At 73.4% G+C, this 16,036-nt stretch carries 13 protein-coding genes; 5 read left to right on the top strand and 8 right to left on the bottom strand.

What is annotated here, in order from left to right; all coding sequences use genetic code 11:
- Positions 1-18: 18 nt before the first annotated feature.
- Genes OG718_RS29005 through OG718_RS29015 form a run of 3 tightly spaced genes read right to left on the bottom strand, consistent with a single transcriptional unit; the run spans position 19 to position 4,857 of the window.
- Positions 19-1,869 carry a SpoIIE family protein phosphatase gene (locus OG718_RS29005; RefSeq protein WP_328845561.1) on the bottom strand — a complete coding sequence of 617 codons (1,851 nt, stop codon included), beginning with the start codon at positions 1,867-1,869 and terminating at the stop codon, positions 19-21.
- Complete coding sequence (locus OG718_RS29010) at positions 1,859-3,778, bottom strand: transglycosylase domain-containing protein (protein WP_328845562.1); 1,920 nt, start codon at positions 3,776-3,778, stop codon at positions 1,859-1,861. Before OG718_RS29010 ends, OG718_RS29005 begins: the two co-directional genes overlap by 11 nt.
- A complete protein-coding gene (locus OG718_RS29015) occupies positions 3,775-4,857 on the bottom strand; it encodes a sigma factor-like helix-turn-helix DNA-binding protein (RefSeq protein WP_328845563.1) in 1,083 nt (360 codons plus the stop codon). Before OG718_RS29015 ends, OG718_RS29010 begins: the two co-directional genes overlap by 4 nt.
- Before the next feature lie 263 nt (positions 4,858-5,120).
- Here OG718_RS29015 and OG718_RS29020 point away from each other — a divergent pair, with 263 nt between their 5' ends.
- The 3 genes from OG718_RS29020 to OG718_RS29030 all read left to right on the top strand — a co-directional run bounded on the left by OG718_RS29020 (position 5,121) and on the right by OG718_RS29030 (position 7,694).
- Positions 5,121-5,630: a SigE family RNA polymerase sigma factor gene (locus OG718_RS29020; protein WP_143641464.1), complete on the top strand. Its 510-nt coding sequence runs from the start codon at positions 5,121-5,123 to the stop codon at positions 5,628-5,630.
- Positions 5,620-6,468 carry a L,D-transpeptidase gene (locus OG718_RS29025; RefSeq protein ID WP_143641465.1) on the top strand — a complete coding sequence of 283 codons (849 nt, stop codon included), beginning with the start codon at positions 5,620-5,622 and terminating at the stop codon, positions 6,466-6,468. Before OG718_RS29020 ends, OG718_RS29025 begins: the two co-directional genes overlap by 11 nt.
- A gap of 119 nt (positions 6,469-6,587) precedes the next feature.
- The gene (locus OG718_RS29030) at positions 6,588-7,694 is read left to right on the top strand and encodes a HoxN/HupN/NixA family nickel/cobalt transporter (RefSeq protein WP_186001355.1); all 1,107 of its coding nucleotides are present in this window, start codon (positions 6,588-6,590) and stop codon (positions 7,692-7,694) included.
- A 63-nt stretch (positions 7,695-7,757) separates the two neighbouring features.
- On the opposite strand, the gene OG718_RS29035 is transcribed toward OG718_RS29030, so the two are convergent.
- Positions 7,758-8,183, bottom strand: coding sequence for a luciferase domain-containing protein (locus OG718_RS29035; protein WP_143641466.1), 426 nt, complete (start codon positions 8,181-8,183; stop codon positions 7,758-7,760).
- Positions 8,184-8,493: 310 nt separating this feature from the next.
- Between OG718_RS29035 and OG718_RS29040 the strand changes: the two genes are divergently transcribed.
- Positions 8,494-9,723 (top strand): PP2C family protein-serine/threonine phosphatase, encoded by a 1,230-nt coding sequence (locus OG718_RS29040; protein WP_328845564.1) that lies wholly within the window; start codon positions 8,494-8,496, stop codon positions 9,721-9,723.
- A 10-nt stretch (positions 9,724-9,733) separates the two neighbouring features.
- On the opposite strand, the gene OG718_RS29045 is transcribed toward OG718_RS29040, so the two are convergent.
- The 3 genes from OG718_RS29045 to OG718_RS29055 all read right to left on the bottom strand — a co-directional run bounded on the left by OG718_RS29045 (position 9,734) and on the right by OG718_RS29055 (position 12,657).
- Positions 9,734-10,567 carry a class I SAM-dependent methyltransferase gene (locus OG718_RS29045; protein ID WP_328845565.1) on the bottom strand — a complete coding sequence of 278 codons (834 nt, stop codon included), beginning with the start codon at positions 10,565-10,567 and terminating at the stop codon, positions 9,734-9,736.
- 58 nt (positions 10,568-10,625) lie between these two features.
- On the bottom strand, positions 10,626-11,678 hold the full coding sequence (locus OG718_RS29050) for an ABC transporter substrate-binding protein (protein WP_328845566.1): 1,053 nt from the start codon (positions 11,676-11,678) through the stop codon (positions 10,626-10,628).
- A gap of 91 nt (positions 11,679-11,769) precedes the next feature.
- Positions 11,770-12,657 (bottom strand): alpha/beta fold hydrolase, encoded by an 888-nt coding sequence (locus OG718_RS29055; protein WP_328845567.1) that lies wholly within the window; start codon positions 12,655-12,657, stop codon positions 11,770-11,772.
- A 286-nt stretch (positions 12,658-12,943) separates the two neighbouring features.
- On the opposite strand from OG718_RS29055, the gene OG718_RS29060 reads away from it, so the two are divergent.
- Positions 12,944-14,977: an AfsR/SARP family transcriptional regulator gene (locus tag OG718_RS29060; protein WP_328847850.1), complete on the top strand. Its 2,034-nt coding sequence runs from the start codon at positions 12,944-12,946 to the stop codon at positions 14,975-14,977.
- A 110-nt stretch (positions 14,978-15,087) separates the two neighbouring features.
- Here OG718_RS29060 and OG718_RS29065 read toward each other — a convergent pair whose 3' ends face one another.
- The gene (locus tag OG718_RS29065; protein ID WP_328845568.1) at positions 15,088-15,951 is read right to left on the bottom strand and encodes a hypothetical protein; all 864 of its coding nucleotides are present in this window, start codon (positions 15,949-15,951) and stop codon (positions 15,088-15,090) included.
- Between the last annotated feature and the right edge of the window lie 85 nt (positions 15,952-16,036).

The following is a 16,036-nucleotide window of genomic DNA, read 5'->3' on the forward strand; positions in this document are numbered from 1 at the left end:
GCGCAGTTCCCCGCGCCCCTAGAGGGGCTTCGCCCCTGGGCGGGGCTTCGTCCACCCCGGTGGTAACCACCCCAGTTGGTTCGGCTCGTCCGGGGTCGGTTTGGTGCGGGCCAGGAGGATGGCTACGTCGTCCTCCGAGGCGGCGGGGTCGAGGTGGGTGATGACGGTGTCGAGGAGGGTGGGGAGGGGGGCCGTCGGGGTGATGGGGAGGGTGGCGAGGGTGTGGAGGCCTGTTTCGATGTCGCGGTCTCGGCGTTCGACCAGGCCGTCGGTGCACAGGAGGAGGACGGAGCCCGGGGGGAGGGGGACCGTGGTGGCCGCGAAGGAGCCGAGGCCCACGCCCAGGGGTGGGGCGACGGGGAGGCTGAGGAGGGTGCGGGTGCCGTCGGGGGTGACGAGGAGCGGGGGGATGTGGCCCGCGTTGGAGAAGGTGGCGCGTTCCCGGCGGGGGTCGAGGAGGGCGAGGAGGCAGGTCGCGACCCGGTCCAACTCCAGGGTCAGCGCGGTGCGTTCGGCCTGGAGCAGGATGAAGTCGGGGCTGCTGCCCTGGATGGCCAGGGTGCGCAGGACCGAGCGGTACTCGCTCATTGCTGCCGCTGCGCGGACTCCGTGGCCCATGACGTCGCCCACCACCAGCAGCGTGCGGTCGTGGGGGAGCGCAAGCGTGTCGAACCAGTCGCCGCCCACCTCCGCCCCCGAGCCCGCCGGCAGGTAGCGGCCCAGGGTCTCCACGCCGGGGCCCGTCACCGTGGGCGCGTTCAGGAAGGCGCGCTGCATCTCCAGTGCCGTCTCGTGTTCACGCGTGTAGCGGACCGCGTGGGCGATGCCGGTGGCGGCCCGGTCGGTGAGGTCCCCCAGCAACTCGGTGTCCGTGTCCGTCAGCCGGGGGGAGTCGCCGGAGCGGAACACCATCACCGCGCCCACCAGCTCCTCGTGGACCGCGAGCGGGAGGTAGATCCCCGAGTGCGCGCCCATCCGCAGCAGGTGCTCCTTGCGTTCGGGTGACGGCGAGAACTGGCGCATGGCCTCGTCGTCGGGGTGGCTGAGGACCAGCGGGCGCCGGTCGGCCAGGACATGGGCCATGGGGGAGCCCGCCCGGTGGACCACGAACTCGTCGAGACGGCCGAGCGGCGAGGACACCTCCGCCAGGTCCGGGGTGGTGGCCAGCGCGATGCGGCGCAGGCGCAGCGGATAGTTCTCCGACGGCACCCGGGGCGTGCCCTCCGGGTCGACCACGTCCACCGCCGCGTAGTCCGCGAAGCGCGGGACCAGCAGGTCGGCGAGCGCCTGGCAGGCCTGGCGCAGGTCGAGTGTCGCGCCGGTGGTGCGGTTCGCCTCGTCGAGCAGGGCCATCCGGTTGCCCGCCCGTACGAGGTGCTCGCGGCCGCGCAGCGCGTCGGTGACCTCCAGGACGACGGCCGCCACGCCGAGGATCTCGCCGGACGACGTCGACAGCCGGTGGTAGGCGCCCAGCCACCACCGGTTGTCCCCCGCCCCGTCGGCCGGGGTCTGCCCGCCCACCGTGACGACCTGCGGCACCCCCGTGCGCAGCACCTGTTCGAGCAGTTGCTCCGACGACTCCAGGTCCGGCAGGACGTCCGGCAGCCGGCGGCCGATGTGGTCGGCGGCCGGGACACCGTTGAGGAGGGCCAGCGCGTCGTTGATGTAGAGGTAGCGCAGGCTCCGGTCCAGGACGGCGATACCGGCCGGGCAGCCGTCGAGGATCCGCCGGGCCAGGGTCAGCTCCGCCAGCAGCCGCTCCGCGTGCTCCCCCACCCCTTCGGCACGGTCCACCGCGTTCGCGATCGCCGCCAGCTCCGCCTGGGTGAGCAGGATGCGCGGGGTGGGCTGGACCTGGTCACCGGGCACCCTCCCACGGCACCACGCCCCCGTCCTGCCCACCAACGGGCGGGCCCGTCCGGGTGACGTCGGCCTTGCCCGTGCCCCTGCCGTCACCAGTGCCCTCGCCCTTGGCTCCGGCACCGGTCCCGGCTACGGTTCCGGCCTTGGCTCCCGCCTCGGCATCGGCCTCGGACTTGGCCCCCGGCCAAGCCTCCGCCGCAGGCCCCTCCGTCCCGGGCGAACCCGCCAGCCGCCACACCTCCCCCGCCTGCAGCGCCGCGTGCTCGGCGGGCGGATACTCGCCGGTCAGCCCCGCGACCCGGGCCGGCTTGCCCCCGCGCTCGGCGAACAGGGCGACGGTGAGGGCGAGCCGCGGCGAGTACACGCTCTGCCAGACAGTCCGCGCCCCGGGCCCGCTGCCCGCGCCCGCCGCATGGCTGGTCACCGGCAGGAACGCGGCCCCGACCCCCGTCGCGACCGGCTTGACCGCAGTGCCCGGAGTGCCCGGAGTGTCCGGACCGAGCGAGCCGTGCATCAGCTCGGTGACCACCGCGACCTCCTTCTCGCCCATCGCGGTACGCGTCTTCGGGCGCGCGGTGTGCACCGTACGGTCCCCACGGGTGATCTTCGTGACCGTGTACGGCGTCGCGTACGTGCCCCCGGCGGCCACGGTCGCGTACGCGGAGTTCAGGCGCATCGGCGTCGGAGCCGTTTCCTTCGGCAGGTCGGTCAGCGGCTCGCCCAGCCGGATGCCCGCGAACGTGAACGGTTCGGTGGCCGTGCCCGCCTCGACCGCCCCGTCGACGGCGTCGTTGAACGGCTGGTGCGCGTAGTCCGCGCCGCCGTACAGCACGCGGACCGCGCCGTCGCCGGGAACGGTCGCGACGACGGCGGTGTGCAGCCGCGCCCCCTTCACGCCCGCGGGCGTACGGTCGCGGACCAGCTCCGCCGTCTCGTCCTGCAGACCGAGGTCGAAGGTGGTGTGCACCTTGTAGCCGCCGCGCGCCAGCTGGTCCTCCGTGATGCCGAGCCGGTCGGCGGCCTCGGCGGACGCCGCGTCGATCAGGTACTGACGCCCGCCGTCCGTGTCGCCCGGCGGATAGAAGCGGAACGCCGGGAAGCGGGCGGCCGTCCGCTCGCGGTCGCTGATCGCGCCCGAGTCCGCCATGGCGTCCAGCACCCAGGCCCAGCGGCGCTCCAGTGTCCCGGTCACCTTCGCGTCGGCGCCGGCCCGCTCGTAGTACGAGGGGAGGTTGACGATCCCCGCCAGCGCCGCGCCCTGGGAGACCGTCAAGTCCTTTGCGCCCACGCCGAAGTAGTTCCGCGCCGCCGATTCGACACCGGCTGCCCCGCGGCCGAAGTACACCGTGTTGAGGTAGCCCTCCAGGATGTCGTCCTTGGACCGTGTGCGGTCGAGCTTCACGGCGATCAGCGCCTCGCGTGCCTTGCGGCTCAGAGACTGCTCCGGTGTCAGCAGGGCGTTCTTCACGTACTGCTGCGTGATCGTGGAGCCGCCCTGCCGCTCGCCGCCCGTCACGGTCGCGATGGCCGCCCGCAGGATCGCGGTAGGGGCGACCCCCGAGTCCGTACGGAAGGAGCGGTTCTCCGCGGCGATCACGGCGTCCTGGACGTGCCGGGGCACCTGCTTGAGGGAGATGTCCTGGCGGTCGACAGGCCCGCGCCGGCCCAGGTACTCGCCCTCGGCGTCCACGAAGACCGTGCTCTGGCTGACCGTCTCCGGGTGCGGGTCGGGGATCCCGGTCGTGCGGTACGCGACGACGAGCGCGGCGCAGGCCGTGAGGAACAGGGCGAGGAGGGTGGCCAGGGCGCGCCGCAGACGGCGGGTGCGGGTGCGGCGGAGGTAGGTCCGCAGGGTACGGAGGTAGGTCCGCAGGGTGTGGAGGCGGGGCCGCGGGGCGCGGCGGCGGGTGCTCATGAGGAGGTGCCCGTCTGTGCGAGGAGCTTGCCGGCGGAGTCGTAGGCCTTCACGGTGATCTCGCTCAACCGGCGCTTTTCGTCCGGGAGTTGGGTGTCGGCGTACCAGACGGACCAGCCGGGGCTGCCCGCCAGGGTGAGGATCCGGGCCGTGAACCGGCCGTCGGGGGTGGTGAGTTCGACGCGGGACGGTTCGCGGGAGCTCTGGAGGACGCCGGAGTGGAAGCGGCGTGTGCCCGGGGCCGGGTCCGACTCAAGGGTGATGGTGGGGTCCGATCCCTTGGCGGCCGGCCGGAACCGGTTCGGCCCCTTCGGCGTCGACCAGTGCTTGCCGTCCTTGGTGAGCCACAGCTCGACACCGGGCGCGGCGGAGACCCGCTCCCCGGCGGTCACGACGCGAACCGCCGTCCTGGCGACGGGAGTTGTGTTCCCACCGTCGCCGGAGCCCGTGCCACGCACGGCACCCAGGACCAGCGGCGCGAGCAGCAGGGCGCAGACGGCGGTGAGCACGGCCGTGGTGCGGCGGCGGCTCCGCCGATGCGTGCGGCCCGCCTCCTCGACGGCCGGGATGACGGCGGCCGGGATGCCGGGGACCGGGGCGGGGCCGGGCACGGACCGGCGCCCGGTGCGCGACGGCTCGCCGTACGCCGGGTGGGCGCGCAGGGCCTTCAGCGCCCGGCGGCCGTGTGCCTTGACCGCGCCCCGCGAGGAGTTGAGCAGCGCGGCGATCTCGCGATGGCTCAGACCGTCCCAGTGGTGCAGGACGGCGACGGCCCGGCGGCGGGGCGGGAGAGCCGCCAACACCTCGGTGAGCGGGTCGGGTTGACCGGACGCGTACGGCTCCGGGGCGCGCCGGGAGCCGATGAACGGCCGTGTCCGGCTGCGCAGAAAGCCCCGTACGAGAGCCCGACGGACGTAGAACTCCGCGTCGTCGCGGGGAGTTCTCCGCCGCGCGTACACCTCCGCGAGCGCCGCTCTCGCGAGTCTCTCCGCGTCGGCGGAGTCCCCCGTGAGCAGCAGGGCCGTACGCGTCAGCCGGGGCCAGTACTCCCCGGCACGGGCGGTGAATTCGTCGTCCATGGTCAGTCGAGCGCGCTGTCCGCGCGCCACTCCCTCCGGCTCAGCCCTGCGTGGTGCTTGTGCTTCGATGTACGCGGCGTCCGTAACCTCCGTGCCTTCTGAGACGTCTGTGACGTACGGGACCTGTACGCATCGGGGAGGCAGCCGGGTTGCACAGGAATCCGAAGACAGCGGCGAGGACAACGGCGAGGACAACTGCGATAGCTGCGACGACAACTGCGACGACAGCGGCCACGGATACGGCAGGGGGCGGGGCGGGGGGTATGACCGAGGAGGAGTTCGACGGGTTCTACGCCGCGGCGTTCCCCCGGTTGACCGGGCAGCTCTTCGCCTTCACCGGGGACCACGGCGAGGCGCAGGACGTCGTCCAGGAGGCGTTCGTCCGCGCCTGGGACCGGCGGCGGGAGTTCCTCGCCGAGGGGGCGCCCGAGGCGTGGGTCCGTACGGTCGCGATGCGGCTCGCGGTGAGCCGGTGGCGGCGGGCGCGTCGCTGGCTGGAACTGGTGCGCCGCAATCCGCCGCCCGAGCACACACCCGGTCCCGGGCCCGAACGGGCCGTGCTCGTGGGGGCGTTGAAGGAACTGCCGGAAGCGCAGCGCATGGCTGTCGTTCTGCACCATCTGTGCGACTTGAGTGTCGAGCAGGTAGCCTCCGAGACCGGTGCGCCCGTGGGGACGGTCAAGGCCCGGCTGTCTCGTGGCCGGGCGGCGCTGGCGCGGCGGCTCGGCGAGGCCGACGAACTGGGTGAGAGGGAGGACGACCGTGTCCGATGAGCTCACGCCCGGCACCACGCACGGATTCGACGGCCCCGACGCCGGTCCCGGAGGCACCGAACTGGCCACCGCGCTGCGCGAGTTGGCCCACGACCACGAGACGCCCGTACCGGTTCCCGGCACGGAGATCCGGCGTCGTGCGGGGCGTCGCCGGCGCCGGCGGCAGGCCTCGTTCGCCGCGGCCGGCGCCACGGCCGCGGGTGCCCTCGCGCTTGTCCTGACTGTGGCCCTCACGGGTGGGCGGGACGCAGGGGCCACCCCGCCCGCGGCGAGCTACACCGCGCCCACCCCGCCGGCCACCGCGGAGGCCCCTGCCCAGGCCAGTCCGGCGGCCGTCGCCGCCACCGTCGATCTCGGCCGGCGTGAGATGTCCGTCGAGGGACGGACCCTGCCCATCTCCTCCGGGTCGCTCAAGACACCGACGCCGACCGGCCTGATGACCGTGACCGCCAAGTACCAGGCGGCGACGGTGCCCGGCGACTCGGCCGGCTGGAACGGGTACGACGTCAAGGCGACCTGGGTGATGAGGCTGCGCGCCCCCGACGACCGTACGAACTACCTCCTCGCCCTCACCTGGGACGAGAAGGCGCCCGGCAACTACGACCGCACCGGCGGGGTGATCGGCCTGCGGCGCGCCGACGCGATGTGGCTGTACGAGGCGCTGAAGCCGGGATCGGTGGTGGAGGTGGTGGGGGCGGCCCCGGAGGAGACGCCCGGAGGTACGGGTACAGGTACGGGGGCCATGGAGCCGACACCGACCGGGGCGGGCGCCTTGGAGGCGACCCCGACCGTGAACCCGCCCGTGACCCAGCCCGTGCGCGGCGGCACGGCACCCTGAGGCGCGCGGACCTGGCGAAGACCTGGTCTGTCCTTTACTGCGCATTAGTTGCAGGTGCGGTGGCCCCGCGGTGAGGGTGGGGAGGCAGCTCCACCGGACGTAAGGCAAGGCGAACCCCCATGACCACCCTCTCCTCCTGGCGTGCCTCCCTGAACCGGGAGGAGTGGGTCCGGGTCGGCGGGATGGCCGCCTTCATCGTGGCGCTGCACGTCATCGGCTGGTTCACGCTCGTCGCGATCGTGGCGCCCGAGCACTACAGCATCGGCACGAAGTCCTTCGGGATCGGCATCGGCGTCACCGCGTACACGCTGGGCATGCGGCACGCCTTCGACGCGGACCACATCGCAGCGATCGACAACACCACCCGCAAGCTGATGGCCGAGGGGCAGCGGCCGCTGTCGGTCGGGTTCTGGTTCTCGCTGGGGCACTCCAGCGTCGTGTTCGCGCTCGCGTTCCTGCTGTCGCTGGGGGTGAAGGCGGTCGCCGGGCCGGTACGGGACGACGGCTCCGCCCTCCACAGCGTCACGGGGCTCATCGGCACGACGGTCTCCGGGGTCTTCCTGTACGTCATCGCCGCCGTCAACCTCGTCGTCCTCGCCGGGATCTGGAAGGTCTTCCGGCAGATGCGGCACGGGCACTTCGACGAGGCGGCGCTGGAGGACCAGCTGAACAACCGCGGTTTCATGAACCGGCTGCTGGGCCGCGTCATGAAGTCGATCACCAAGCCGTGGCAGATGTACCCGCTGGGGCTGCTGTTCGGGCTCGGCTTCGACACCGCCACGGAGGTCGCGCTGCTGGTGCTCGCCGGATCCGGGGCCGCCTCCGGACTGCCGTGGTACGCGATCCTGTGCCTGCCCGTGTTGTTCGCGGCGGGCATGTCGCTGCTCGACACGATCGACGGGTCGTTCATGAACTTCGCGTACGGCTGGGCCTTCTCCAAGCCCGTACGGAAGGTCTACTACAACCTCACCGTCACCGGCCTCTCGGTCGCGGTCGCGCTCCTCATCGGGACCGTGGAACTCCTCGGGCTGCTCGCCGAACGGTTCTCCCTGCACGGCGTGTTCTGGGACCGGGTGGCCGGCGTCGACCTGAACGTCGTCGGGTTCGTGATCGTGGGGCTCTTCGTCGCCGCCTGGGCCCTCGCGCTGGTGGTGTGGCGGGTCGGCCGGATCGAGGAGAAGTGGACGGCGGGGCTGCGCACGCCGACGGAACAGCCGGCCGAGTGAGGGGCCTTGGCGCCTGTGTCGGCCGGTGTCCGGGTCGGTCGGCGGCCGGGCTGATCCGCCCGGTCAGTGGGCGTGCGGCATGAGGCGGTCCACCATGCGACGGGCCGCTCCCGGGCGTGGTCCGGGGACCACCGGCGGCCGCTCCCAGTCGCACGGTGGTGACGGACGGCGGGGCGTGACCGCTCCGTGCTCCTTCAGCGCGACGCTCACGAGGCCCAGCAGGAGCTGGACGTCGGCGTCGCAGTCGAGGAGCACGGTGATCCAGGAGGCGCCGGGGCGGACCCTGATCGCGGTGGCGTGCGCGAACTGGGGGAGCAGGCGCTCGACGGCCGTGCGGGTGAGATAGAGGTCGGCGGAGTCGTCGGAGTGGAAGTGGACGATCTCGTGTCCCGCCGAAGCGAAGGCATGCCCAACGGTGCACCGGGGCGGGCCACTTACCAGGTTCGGCCAGGTCTCAAGGAGAGCCATGGCGCGATGGGCCGCGGTCATAACCCCATCCTCGCGCACGCTTCACCTGAAGGACCACCCCCAGCCACTTGCGACTACTCCCCCCGCACGCCCGGTCACCCGATGACCTTGGCCTGCGCAAGGAGAACGGCCGCTGGACCGTGGCGCACGGGCGCCACTCGTTCCCGCTCGGGGTCGAGCGGTGGCGCGTTGCGGGGACCCGGTACACCGTCCCGGTGTGCCCCGCCGCCGCGCGCCAGCGACCGACGCGCCCCGAAAGCTGGTGGTATGGCTGCCTGGGTGCGTCGACGGGCGTACCGGCGTACGGGCACAGCGCGGCGGAGGTGGGTTGGTGGAGCGGCCTGGTGAGGGGGTGCCGGCACCGGTCGGGCTGGTCGAGGAGGCCGTCGAGTCGATCGGGACCACCCTCGACGAGCGGACCACCTGCGCCGAACTGGTCGGATTCCTGGGGCGGCACGGCTGCGAGGCCGTCGCCGTGGACCTGCTGGGCGAGGACGTGCCGGCGACGCGGCCCGCGAACGGTCCGGCGCTGACCCGGGCCGCGTCGGCGGGGCCGCCGGAACTGCTGGAGGCCCACGACGGGGAGCCGTCCCTGACGGTACGGGCCCTGGACGAGGGGCACCCGATCACCACGACGGACGACATGTCGGGCGGAGTGCCCCGTCGCTCGATCTCGGTGCCGATGCTCGCGCACGGCCGCCTGTACGGGGTGCTGCTGGCGGTCCGCACCGGGCGCCCCTTCGCCGACCACGAGACCAGCGCGATGCACTACGCGGCCCGCCTGGCCGCCGTCCACATCGGACACGCCCGCCGCCACACCGCCGTCCACAGCACCGCGATGAAGCTCCAGCGCGCCCTCCTCGCCGAACCCGGCCGCCCGCATCCGAACCTCGACCTCGCCACCCGCTATCTGCCCGTCGGCGGCGGCACCCTCGTCGGCGGCGACTGGTTCGAGACCGTACGGCTGCACTACGGCCGCACCCTGCTGGTCATGGGCGACGTGATGGGGCACGGCCTGGACGCCGCGGTCGACATGAACGCGTACCGCTCGATGCTCCGGTACGTCGCCTCCGCCGATCTGCCCCCGCACCGTGTGCTGCGCCAACTCGACGCCGCCGTCTCCGAGGACGGCACGCGCCGGCCGGCCACCTGCCTGCTCGCCCGTATCGACCCGGCCCGCGGGACGGCCGCGCTCGCCAGCGCGGGCCATCTGCCTCCGGCCGTGTTCGCGGGCGACGGCACCGGAACCCTGCTCGACGTCCCCGTGGGACCCCCGCTGGGCACCGGCGTGGGCGGCTACGAGCTCGGCATCCACGAACTCGCCCCCGACGAGACCCTGTTGATGTTCACGGACGGCCTGGTCGAGCGGCGCGAGGAGGACATCGACGCCTCCCTGGCCCGGCTGGCCGCCCTCCGGCTGCGCCCCGAGTCCGACATCGAACCCTTCCTGGAACAGGTCCTCGACCGCCTCGACGTCCACCGCGCCCAGGACGACGTCGCGGTCCTGGCCGCACGGATCCGCCCCCGGAGGGCACGGCAACGCCCCGAGCCGGATCGCTGAACGAGCCCCGTCACTCCGCCGCGAACCGGAACAGGTTGAAGCGGTACGCCTCGATGTCCCGGCGGCGGATCGTGGCCATGAGCCGGAGCAGGAGGCGGTGGGGGAGGGCGAGTCGGCGCGCCACCGGGGCCGGCAGATGGGCCAGGGTGCAGGAGTCCGTCAGGCTGAGACCGGGCTGCCAGTGTTCCAGGGCACCTGGGTCGTCGCAGCTCCAGCGCATACGGGCGGCCACCTTGGCGAGTACGTCGTGGCTGTCCTGGGTGTCGACCATGTGGGACGCCGCGGTCTCCAGGGCGAGGCGGGCCCCGGGCAGCCGCTCGGCGATCTGCCGGAAGACCGAACGGACCAGCTCCTCCTCCAGATAGATCAACACCGCCTCGGCGGCCAGGAAGTACGGCCCGGGGCTGCTGCGCCGCACCTCGTCCATCCAGCCCGGGTCGGTGACCGAGACGGCGAGCATGCGACGGCGGTCCGTGTCCTCGAAGAAGCCCCGCCGCAGCGCGATCACATCGGGCAGGTCGAGGTCGAACCAGTGGACCGTGCCGTTGTCGAGCCGCTCGAAGCGGGTGTTGAGGCCCGTGCCGATCTCCACGACCGTGCCCGACGGGTGCCGCTCCAGGAACTCCCGTACCCACAGGTCGAAGAGCAGTGTGCGCAGGTTCGCCCCGAGCAGGCTCTTCGCGCCGTCGAAGCGGGAGAAGTCGTAGTCCAGGGCGTCGACCATCTCCACGGCCCGCGGATCCCTGAGCATGCCGCGCGGTTTGCGCGTCTCGACCGCACGGGCGTAGAGGGGGATGAGCAACGTCTCCTGGACGTCGCCGAGTTGGGGCGTGCGCTTGTCCATGACCGGCTGCTCCCTTCCCGCGGAGTGCTGTGGAGTACTGCGAAGTACTACGGCGTACCTACGTGTCCAGCCGCTTCGACTTCTTCACCGCCGCGGCGAGCTGTTCGATCACCGGAGCGAAACCGGCGTAGCTGAACCGCTCCTCCATCGACCACGGCGTGGTCTGCCCGGCCTCGACCGCGGGCAGCTGCCGCCAGGTGGGCTTCTTGGACAGGTCCTTGGGCGGGAGGGCGGTGGAGCGGTTGTCGATCATGATGAGATCGGCGTGGTGCCTGTTGGCGTTCTCCCAGCTGAGGAACTCCCAGAAGCCCCACTCGTCGGACTTCTTCCCCTCGACGAACTCCACGCCCAGGTCCTTGAAGTAGTTGAGATCGCTGTACGAGTCGGGGACGGCCACGTACATCTGGTCGGCGTCCCCCGTCATCGCCATGACCTTCAGCCCGCCGCTCCCCTCGGCGGCCTCGCGGAGGGTCTCGGAGGCCTTGTCGAAGCGGGCCTTCGCGTCGGTGACCTTCTTGGCGTTCAGGTCCGCACCGAGGGACTCGGCGAGTTCGGCGGTCCGGCGCAGGGGGTCGAGGAGCGAGGTCCTGGCGATGCTGATGCCGACGGAGGGCGCGACGGCCTCGATCTTCTTACGGCTCTCCTCGGGGACGTACCAGAGGTCGGGCGCCGGGAACATGTTGCTGATCAGCAGGTCGGGCTTGAGGGCCGCGTACTTCTCGACGTTGAACTGGCCCCATGCCGTGCCGAGGCTGGTCAGCTTGGACACGTCCATGTCGCCGGCCTGTGGATTGGGCTTGCCGTCGATCGGCTCGGTGGGGCCGAAGACGCCCTTGCACTCGATGCCGTAGTCGTGGAGCGCCGCGGCCGTGCTGACGAACGCGACGAGTGTCTTCGGCTCGCTGTCGGTCCTGGCCGTCCGTCCGCGGTCGTCCTTGAAGGACCAGGGGCCGGCGCCGCCCGCGCCGTTCCCGGCCGACCGTGCGGACCCGTCGCCGTCGTCGGTGCCGTCACCGCAGGCGGCGAGCAGGGGGCCGAGGGCGAGGGCGCCGCCGGCCGCGAGCAGGCGCCGACGGGAGACACGGTTCGGGACAGAGGGGACTGGCTTCATTAGGGCAGGCTAACCTAACCATGATGTGGTCGACAGCTCCCTGCGTCCACCGCGACGGCCCCTCCCGGAGGGCCCCGGAGCGCCCTGGATCTCACCGGGTCAGCAGGTCCCGTACGGCCTTGACCACCTCGTCGGGAGCCTCCTCCGCCATGAAGTGGCCGCAGGAGACGGTCGTATGACGCAGGTCGGGTGCCCACGCGGACCACAGCTCGGCGGCGTCGAAACCGAGGGCCGTGCCCCAGTCCTGCTGGAGGACCGTCACCGGCATCCGCAGCCGGCGGCCGGCCTCGCGGTCGGCCCGGTCGTGCGCGACGTCGATGCCGGCGGAGGCACGGTAGTCGGCGACGATCGACGGGACGGCCGCGCGGGACGCCGCCAGGTAGGCGGCGCGGATCTCGGGCGGCACGGCCGCCGGGTCGCGCGTCCAGACGTCGAGGAAGTGACCGAAGAAGGCGTCGGGGCTCGCCCCGATCAACTGCTCGGGCAGGCCGGGCGGTTGGGCCATGAGGTAGAGGTGGAAGCCGACCGCGGCCGACGTTCCGCGCATCACCTCCCACATGTCGAGCGTCGGCAGGACGTCCAGCGAGGCGAGGTGGGTGACCGTGTCCGGGTGGTCGAGACCGGCCCGGATCGCCACGAGGGCGCCACGGTCGTGGCCGACCAGCGCGAACCGTTCGTGCCCCAGTGCCTTGGCGAGCGCGATCACGTCGGCGGCCATCGTGCGCTTCGAGTACGCCGTTCCGTCGGGGTCGGCCGGCTTGTCGCTGGCTCCGTAGCCGCGCAGGTCGGGGCAGATGACGGTGTGCTCGGCGGCGAGTTCCGGCGCCACGTGGCGCCACATCAGGTGGGTCTGCGGGAAGCCGTGCAGGAGGACTACGGGGGTGCCGGTGCCGCCGATGGCGGCGTTGAGGGTGACGTTGTCGGTGACCGGGACGCGGTGTTCGGCGAAGCCGGGGATTGCCGGGGGCTTGGAGGGCATGGGGGCCTTTCGGAGGTGTGTTGTCCGCGGGTGCGTGGGGGCTGGTTGCGCAGTTCCCCGCGCCCCTGGGGGTGGGGCCGGTCGTGGTGTGTCGGGCGCGGGCCCGGTGGGGGCTTGTCGCGCAGTTCCCCGCGCCCCTGGGGTGGGTGGGGCGGAGCCGCATGTGTCACGGCCCTGGTTCGAGCCTGGTGGGTGTGAATCAGTGCGTGGTCAGCAGCCGGGTGGTGTGGGCGGGGCGGCGTACCGTGGCCTGGGAATGCGTGGAGAGGAGAGGTCGGCGGTCGGGATGGTGCGGGTTGTGTTCGGGGTGCTCGGGCCTACGGTCGCCGCCGTTGACAGCGGGGGCCCGCTCGCGTTGAAGGGGCCGCGGCACCGGGCCGTGCTGGCCCGGCTGATCGTGGCCCGCCGCAGGGTCGTACCCGTCGCCCGGCTGGTCGAGGACCTGTGGGCGGATCCGCCGCCCGGCGCCGTGGGGGCCGTCCAGACGTTCGTGGCCGCGCTGCGCCGCGTCCTGGAGCCGGAGCGTCCGCCGCGGGCGCCCGCCCGGCTGCTGGTCACCGACGGGCCCGGATACGCGCTGCGGACCGAGCCGGACACCGTGGACGCGTGGCGCTTCGAGACGGCCCTCGCCACCGCGGCCGGCCTGCCCGCCCCGGGGGCCCTCTCCACCCTGGAGGAGGCCCTCGGATGGTGGCGGGGCCCCGCCTACGCCGAGTTCGCGGACGAGGACTGGTCCCGCGGCGAACGCGCCCGCCTGGCCGAACTCCGTCTCCAGGCCGTGGAACGGCGCGCCGAGGCCCACCTCGCCCTCGGCCGCCCCGCCGACGCGGTCCCCGACCTCGACGCCCACCTCACCGACCACCCCTGGCGCGAGGACGCCTGGCGCCTGCTGGCCCTGGCCCTCTACCGCCAACACCGCCAGGGCGACGCCCTGGCCGTACTCCGCCGGGCCCGAGAAGTCCTGGTCGACCAACTGGGAGTAGACCCGGGCCCACGCCTGCGCCACCTGGAATCGGACATCCTCACCCAGGCCCCGGCCCTGGACCTGCGACCCGGCGGGGCTCCGCAGCATGACCCCGCCCGGCCCCACCCACCCAGGGGCGCGGGGAACCGCGCGACCAGCCCCCACGCATCCGCAGCCACCACACAACCCACAACAGCCCAGCTGTGGACACAGGCCGCCAAGGCCTACGACCGCACAGTCGCCGGAGGCGCCCGCGCCCGCCTCGAATCCACCGTCGGCCTGATCCGGAACCTCGCGGTCACAGGCGGCGACGGCCTGGCGGAGGCCCGCCGCCACCGCACGGCGGCGGTCACCGCGGCCGAGGAGTTCGCGGACCCGGAACTGACGGCCCGGGTCATCGGCGCGTACGACGTCCCGGCGATCTGGACCCGCGCCGACGACCCGGCGGCGGCCCGGCACATCGTCGCCGTGGCGGAACGCACGCTCACCGCGCTGCCGACGGGCCCGCACGACACGGCCCGCTGCCGCCTGCTCTCCACCGTCGCCCTGGAGACCCGCGGAGCGACCGGGCCGCGCGGCCCCGAGGCCGCCCGCGAGGCCGAGGCGCTCGCCCGCAGCCTCGACGACCCCGCGCTGCTGGCCTTCGCCCTCAACGGCACGTTCATGCAGTCCTTCACCCGGGCGGGCCTCGCCCCACGACGGGACGCGACCGGCGCGGAACTCGTCGAACTGGCCGCGCGCCACGGACTGGTGACCTACGAGGTCCTCGGCCACCTCATCCGCCTCCAGGCCCGCGCCGCCCTCGCCGACTTCGCTGCCGCGGACACCCACGCGGCCGCCGCGGACCGCCTCGCCGAACGCCACGAACTGCCGCTGGTGGGCGTCTTCACCGAGTGGTACGGAGCTTTGCGGCTCAGCGCGACCGGACAGCCCGCCCGGGCCGAGACCGCCTGCCTCGCCGCCGCGGCCCGCCTCGACGGCGCCGGCATGCCCGGCCTGGAACGCGGCCTCCTCCCGCTCGCGCTCCTCTGCCTGCGCCTGGCCCACGGGCTCCCACCGGACCCGGACCCCCGGGCGGACTGGGGCCCCCACCTCCCCTGGGCCGAGCCGTTCACCCTGATCGCCGAGGGCCGTCACACCGAGGCCCGTACCGCCCTGCGCGCCCTCCGGGAGCCTCCGCACGACCTCCTGTACGAGGCCTACTGCGCACTGGAGGCCGAAGCCGCACTCCGCCTCGGCGACCGGACCGTACTGGAACGCGCCCGCACCCGCCTGCGCCCGGCCGCCGCCGAACTCGCGGGCGCGGGCAGCGGATTGCTCACCCTGGGACCGGTCGAGCGATACCTCGCCGACTAGGGACGACCAGGTACGACCAGGTACGGCCGGGGACGACCAGGTATGGCGAGGGACGGCCGGGGACGGCGGGGGCTGAGCACGCTCCCCCGCAGGCTCGAAGGCCCGAAGGCTCAGCCCTCCTCGTTCCCCGGCCGGGCCGCCGGCTTCTTTCCGGCCAGTACGTCCTGGAGGCGTTGCGTGCCGAGCTGGGCGGCCTGCCGGGTGGAGTTGGCGGAGACGCCGTCGAGGCCGCCGTTGGTGAGGGAGAGAGCACTGTCACCGACTCGTACGGCGGCGAAGTCCAGGGTGAGTACGGCGGACGAGCCGCCCGACTCGCCGTACACCTTCAGGCGCAGGCTCTCGCGCGCCTCGCCCACGCCGGGCAGGGGCGCGGCGACGACCTGGACCGTCAGCTCCCCGCCCCTGACGTCCGTGGCCGTGAACTGGCCGCACTTCCCCGGTACGGCCTTCAGCCAGGCCAGCGACGCGTCCAGCGCGGCCCGGTCGTACGCCCCGACCTGGTAGCGCACCTGCGCTCCGTCGTCGGTGTCGTCCAGGCCCCTGACCGCGCGGGCCCCGGCCGGCTCGCCCAGCAGGTCCTCCGCGTACAGGCCGTCGAGCAGCCGCTGGCAGTCGGCGATGTCCGTCTTGCCCTTGAGCAGCGCGTCCCGCCAGGTCGCCCCTCCCTGGGTCGGCGCCCAGCTCTTGCCCAGGTCCTTGTCGGAGATCAGCGCCGACTTCACCTGCGCCTCGGTGAGCGTGGGAGCGACCGTGACCGAGGGGGACGGCGACGGGGCCTGCACGGCCACGGGCGACGCGGAGACCGCCGCGTCACCCTCCGCCGCCGCCCCGGAACCGGCACCGTCGCCGGCCGAGCACCCGGCCGTCGTCAGCAGCGCGGCCGCCGCCAGGGCCGGGACGAGAGCGAGGGCCGTACGACGACGGGAGAGGCGGAGCGGGCGTGATGGGGCGGGCGGGCCGGGCGGACGGGTCATCGCGGAATGCCTCCTACGGCTTCTGCGGGCGCGGGATCTCCACCCCACCGCACCACCCGCCGGTAGCGCCCACCAGCGCACCGGT

The organism is Streptomyces sp. NBC_00258 (assembly GCF_036182465.1).
In the GTDB taxonomy this organism is placed as follows: Bacteria; Actinomycetota; Actinomycetes; order Streptomycetales; family Streptomycetaceae; genus Streptomyces.

Excerpts from the sequence above, each read along its gene's own strand:
- OG718_RS29065 (WP_328845568.1), bottom strand. The coding sequence starts at position 15,951 with ATGACCCGTCCGCCCGGCCCGCCCGCCCCATCACGCCCGCTCCGCCTC.
- OG718_RS29045 (WP_328845565.1), bottom strand. The coding sequence starts at position 10,567 with ATGGACAAGCGCACGCCCCAACTCGGCGACGTCCAGGAGACGTTGCTC.
- OG718_RS29015 (WP_328845563.1), bottom strand. The coding sequence starts at position 4,857 with ATGGACGACGAATTCACCGCCCGTGCCGGGGAGTACTGGCCCCGGCTG.
- OG718_RS29050 (WP_328845566.1), bottom strand. The coding sequence starts at position 11,678 with ATGAAGCCAGTCCCCTCTGTCCCGAACCGTGTCTCCCGTCGGCGCCTG.
- OG718_RS29030 (WP_186001355.1), top strand. The coding sequence starts at position 6,588 with ATGACCACCCTCTCCTCCTGGCGTGCCTCCCTGAACCGGGAGGAGTGG.
- OG718_RS29035 (WP_143641466.1), bottom strand. The coding sequence starts at position 8,183 with ATGACCGCGGCCCATCGCGCCATGGCTCTCCTTGAGACCTGGCCGAAC.
- OG718_RS29010 (WP_328845562.1), bottom strand. The coding sequence starts at position 3,778 with ATGAGCACCCGCCGCCGCGCCCCGCGGCCCCGCCTCCACACCCTGCGG.
- OG718_RS29060 (WP_328847850.1), top strand. The coding sequence starts at position 12,944 with ATGGTGCGGGTTGTGTTCGGGGTGCTCGGGCCTACGGTCGCCGCCGTT.
- OG718_RS29055 (WP_328845567.1), bottom strand. The coding sequence starts at position 12,657 with ATGCCCTCCAAGCCCCCGGCAATCCCCGGCTTCGCCGAACACCGCGTC.
- OG718_RS29020 (WP_143641464.1), top strand. The coding sequence starts at position 5,121 with ATGACCGAGGAGGAGTTCGACGGGTTCTACGCCGCGGCGTTCCCCCGG.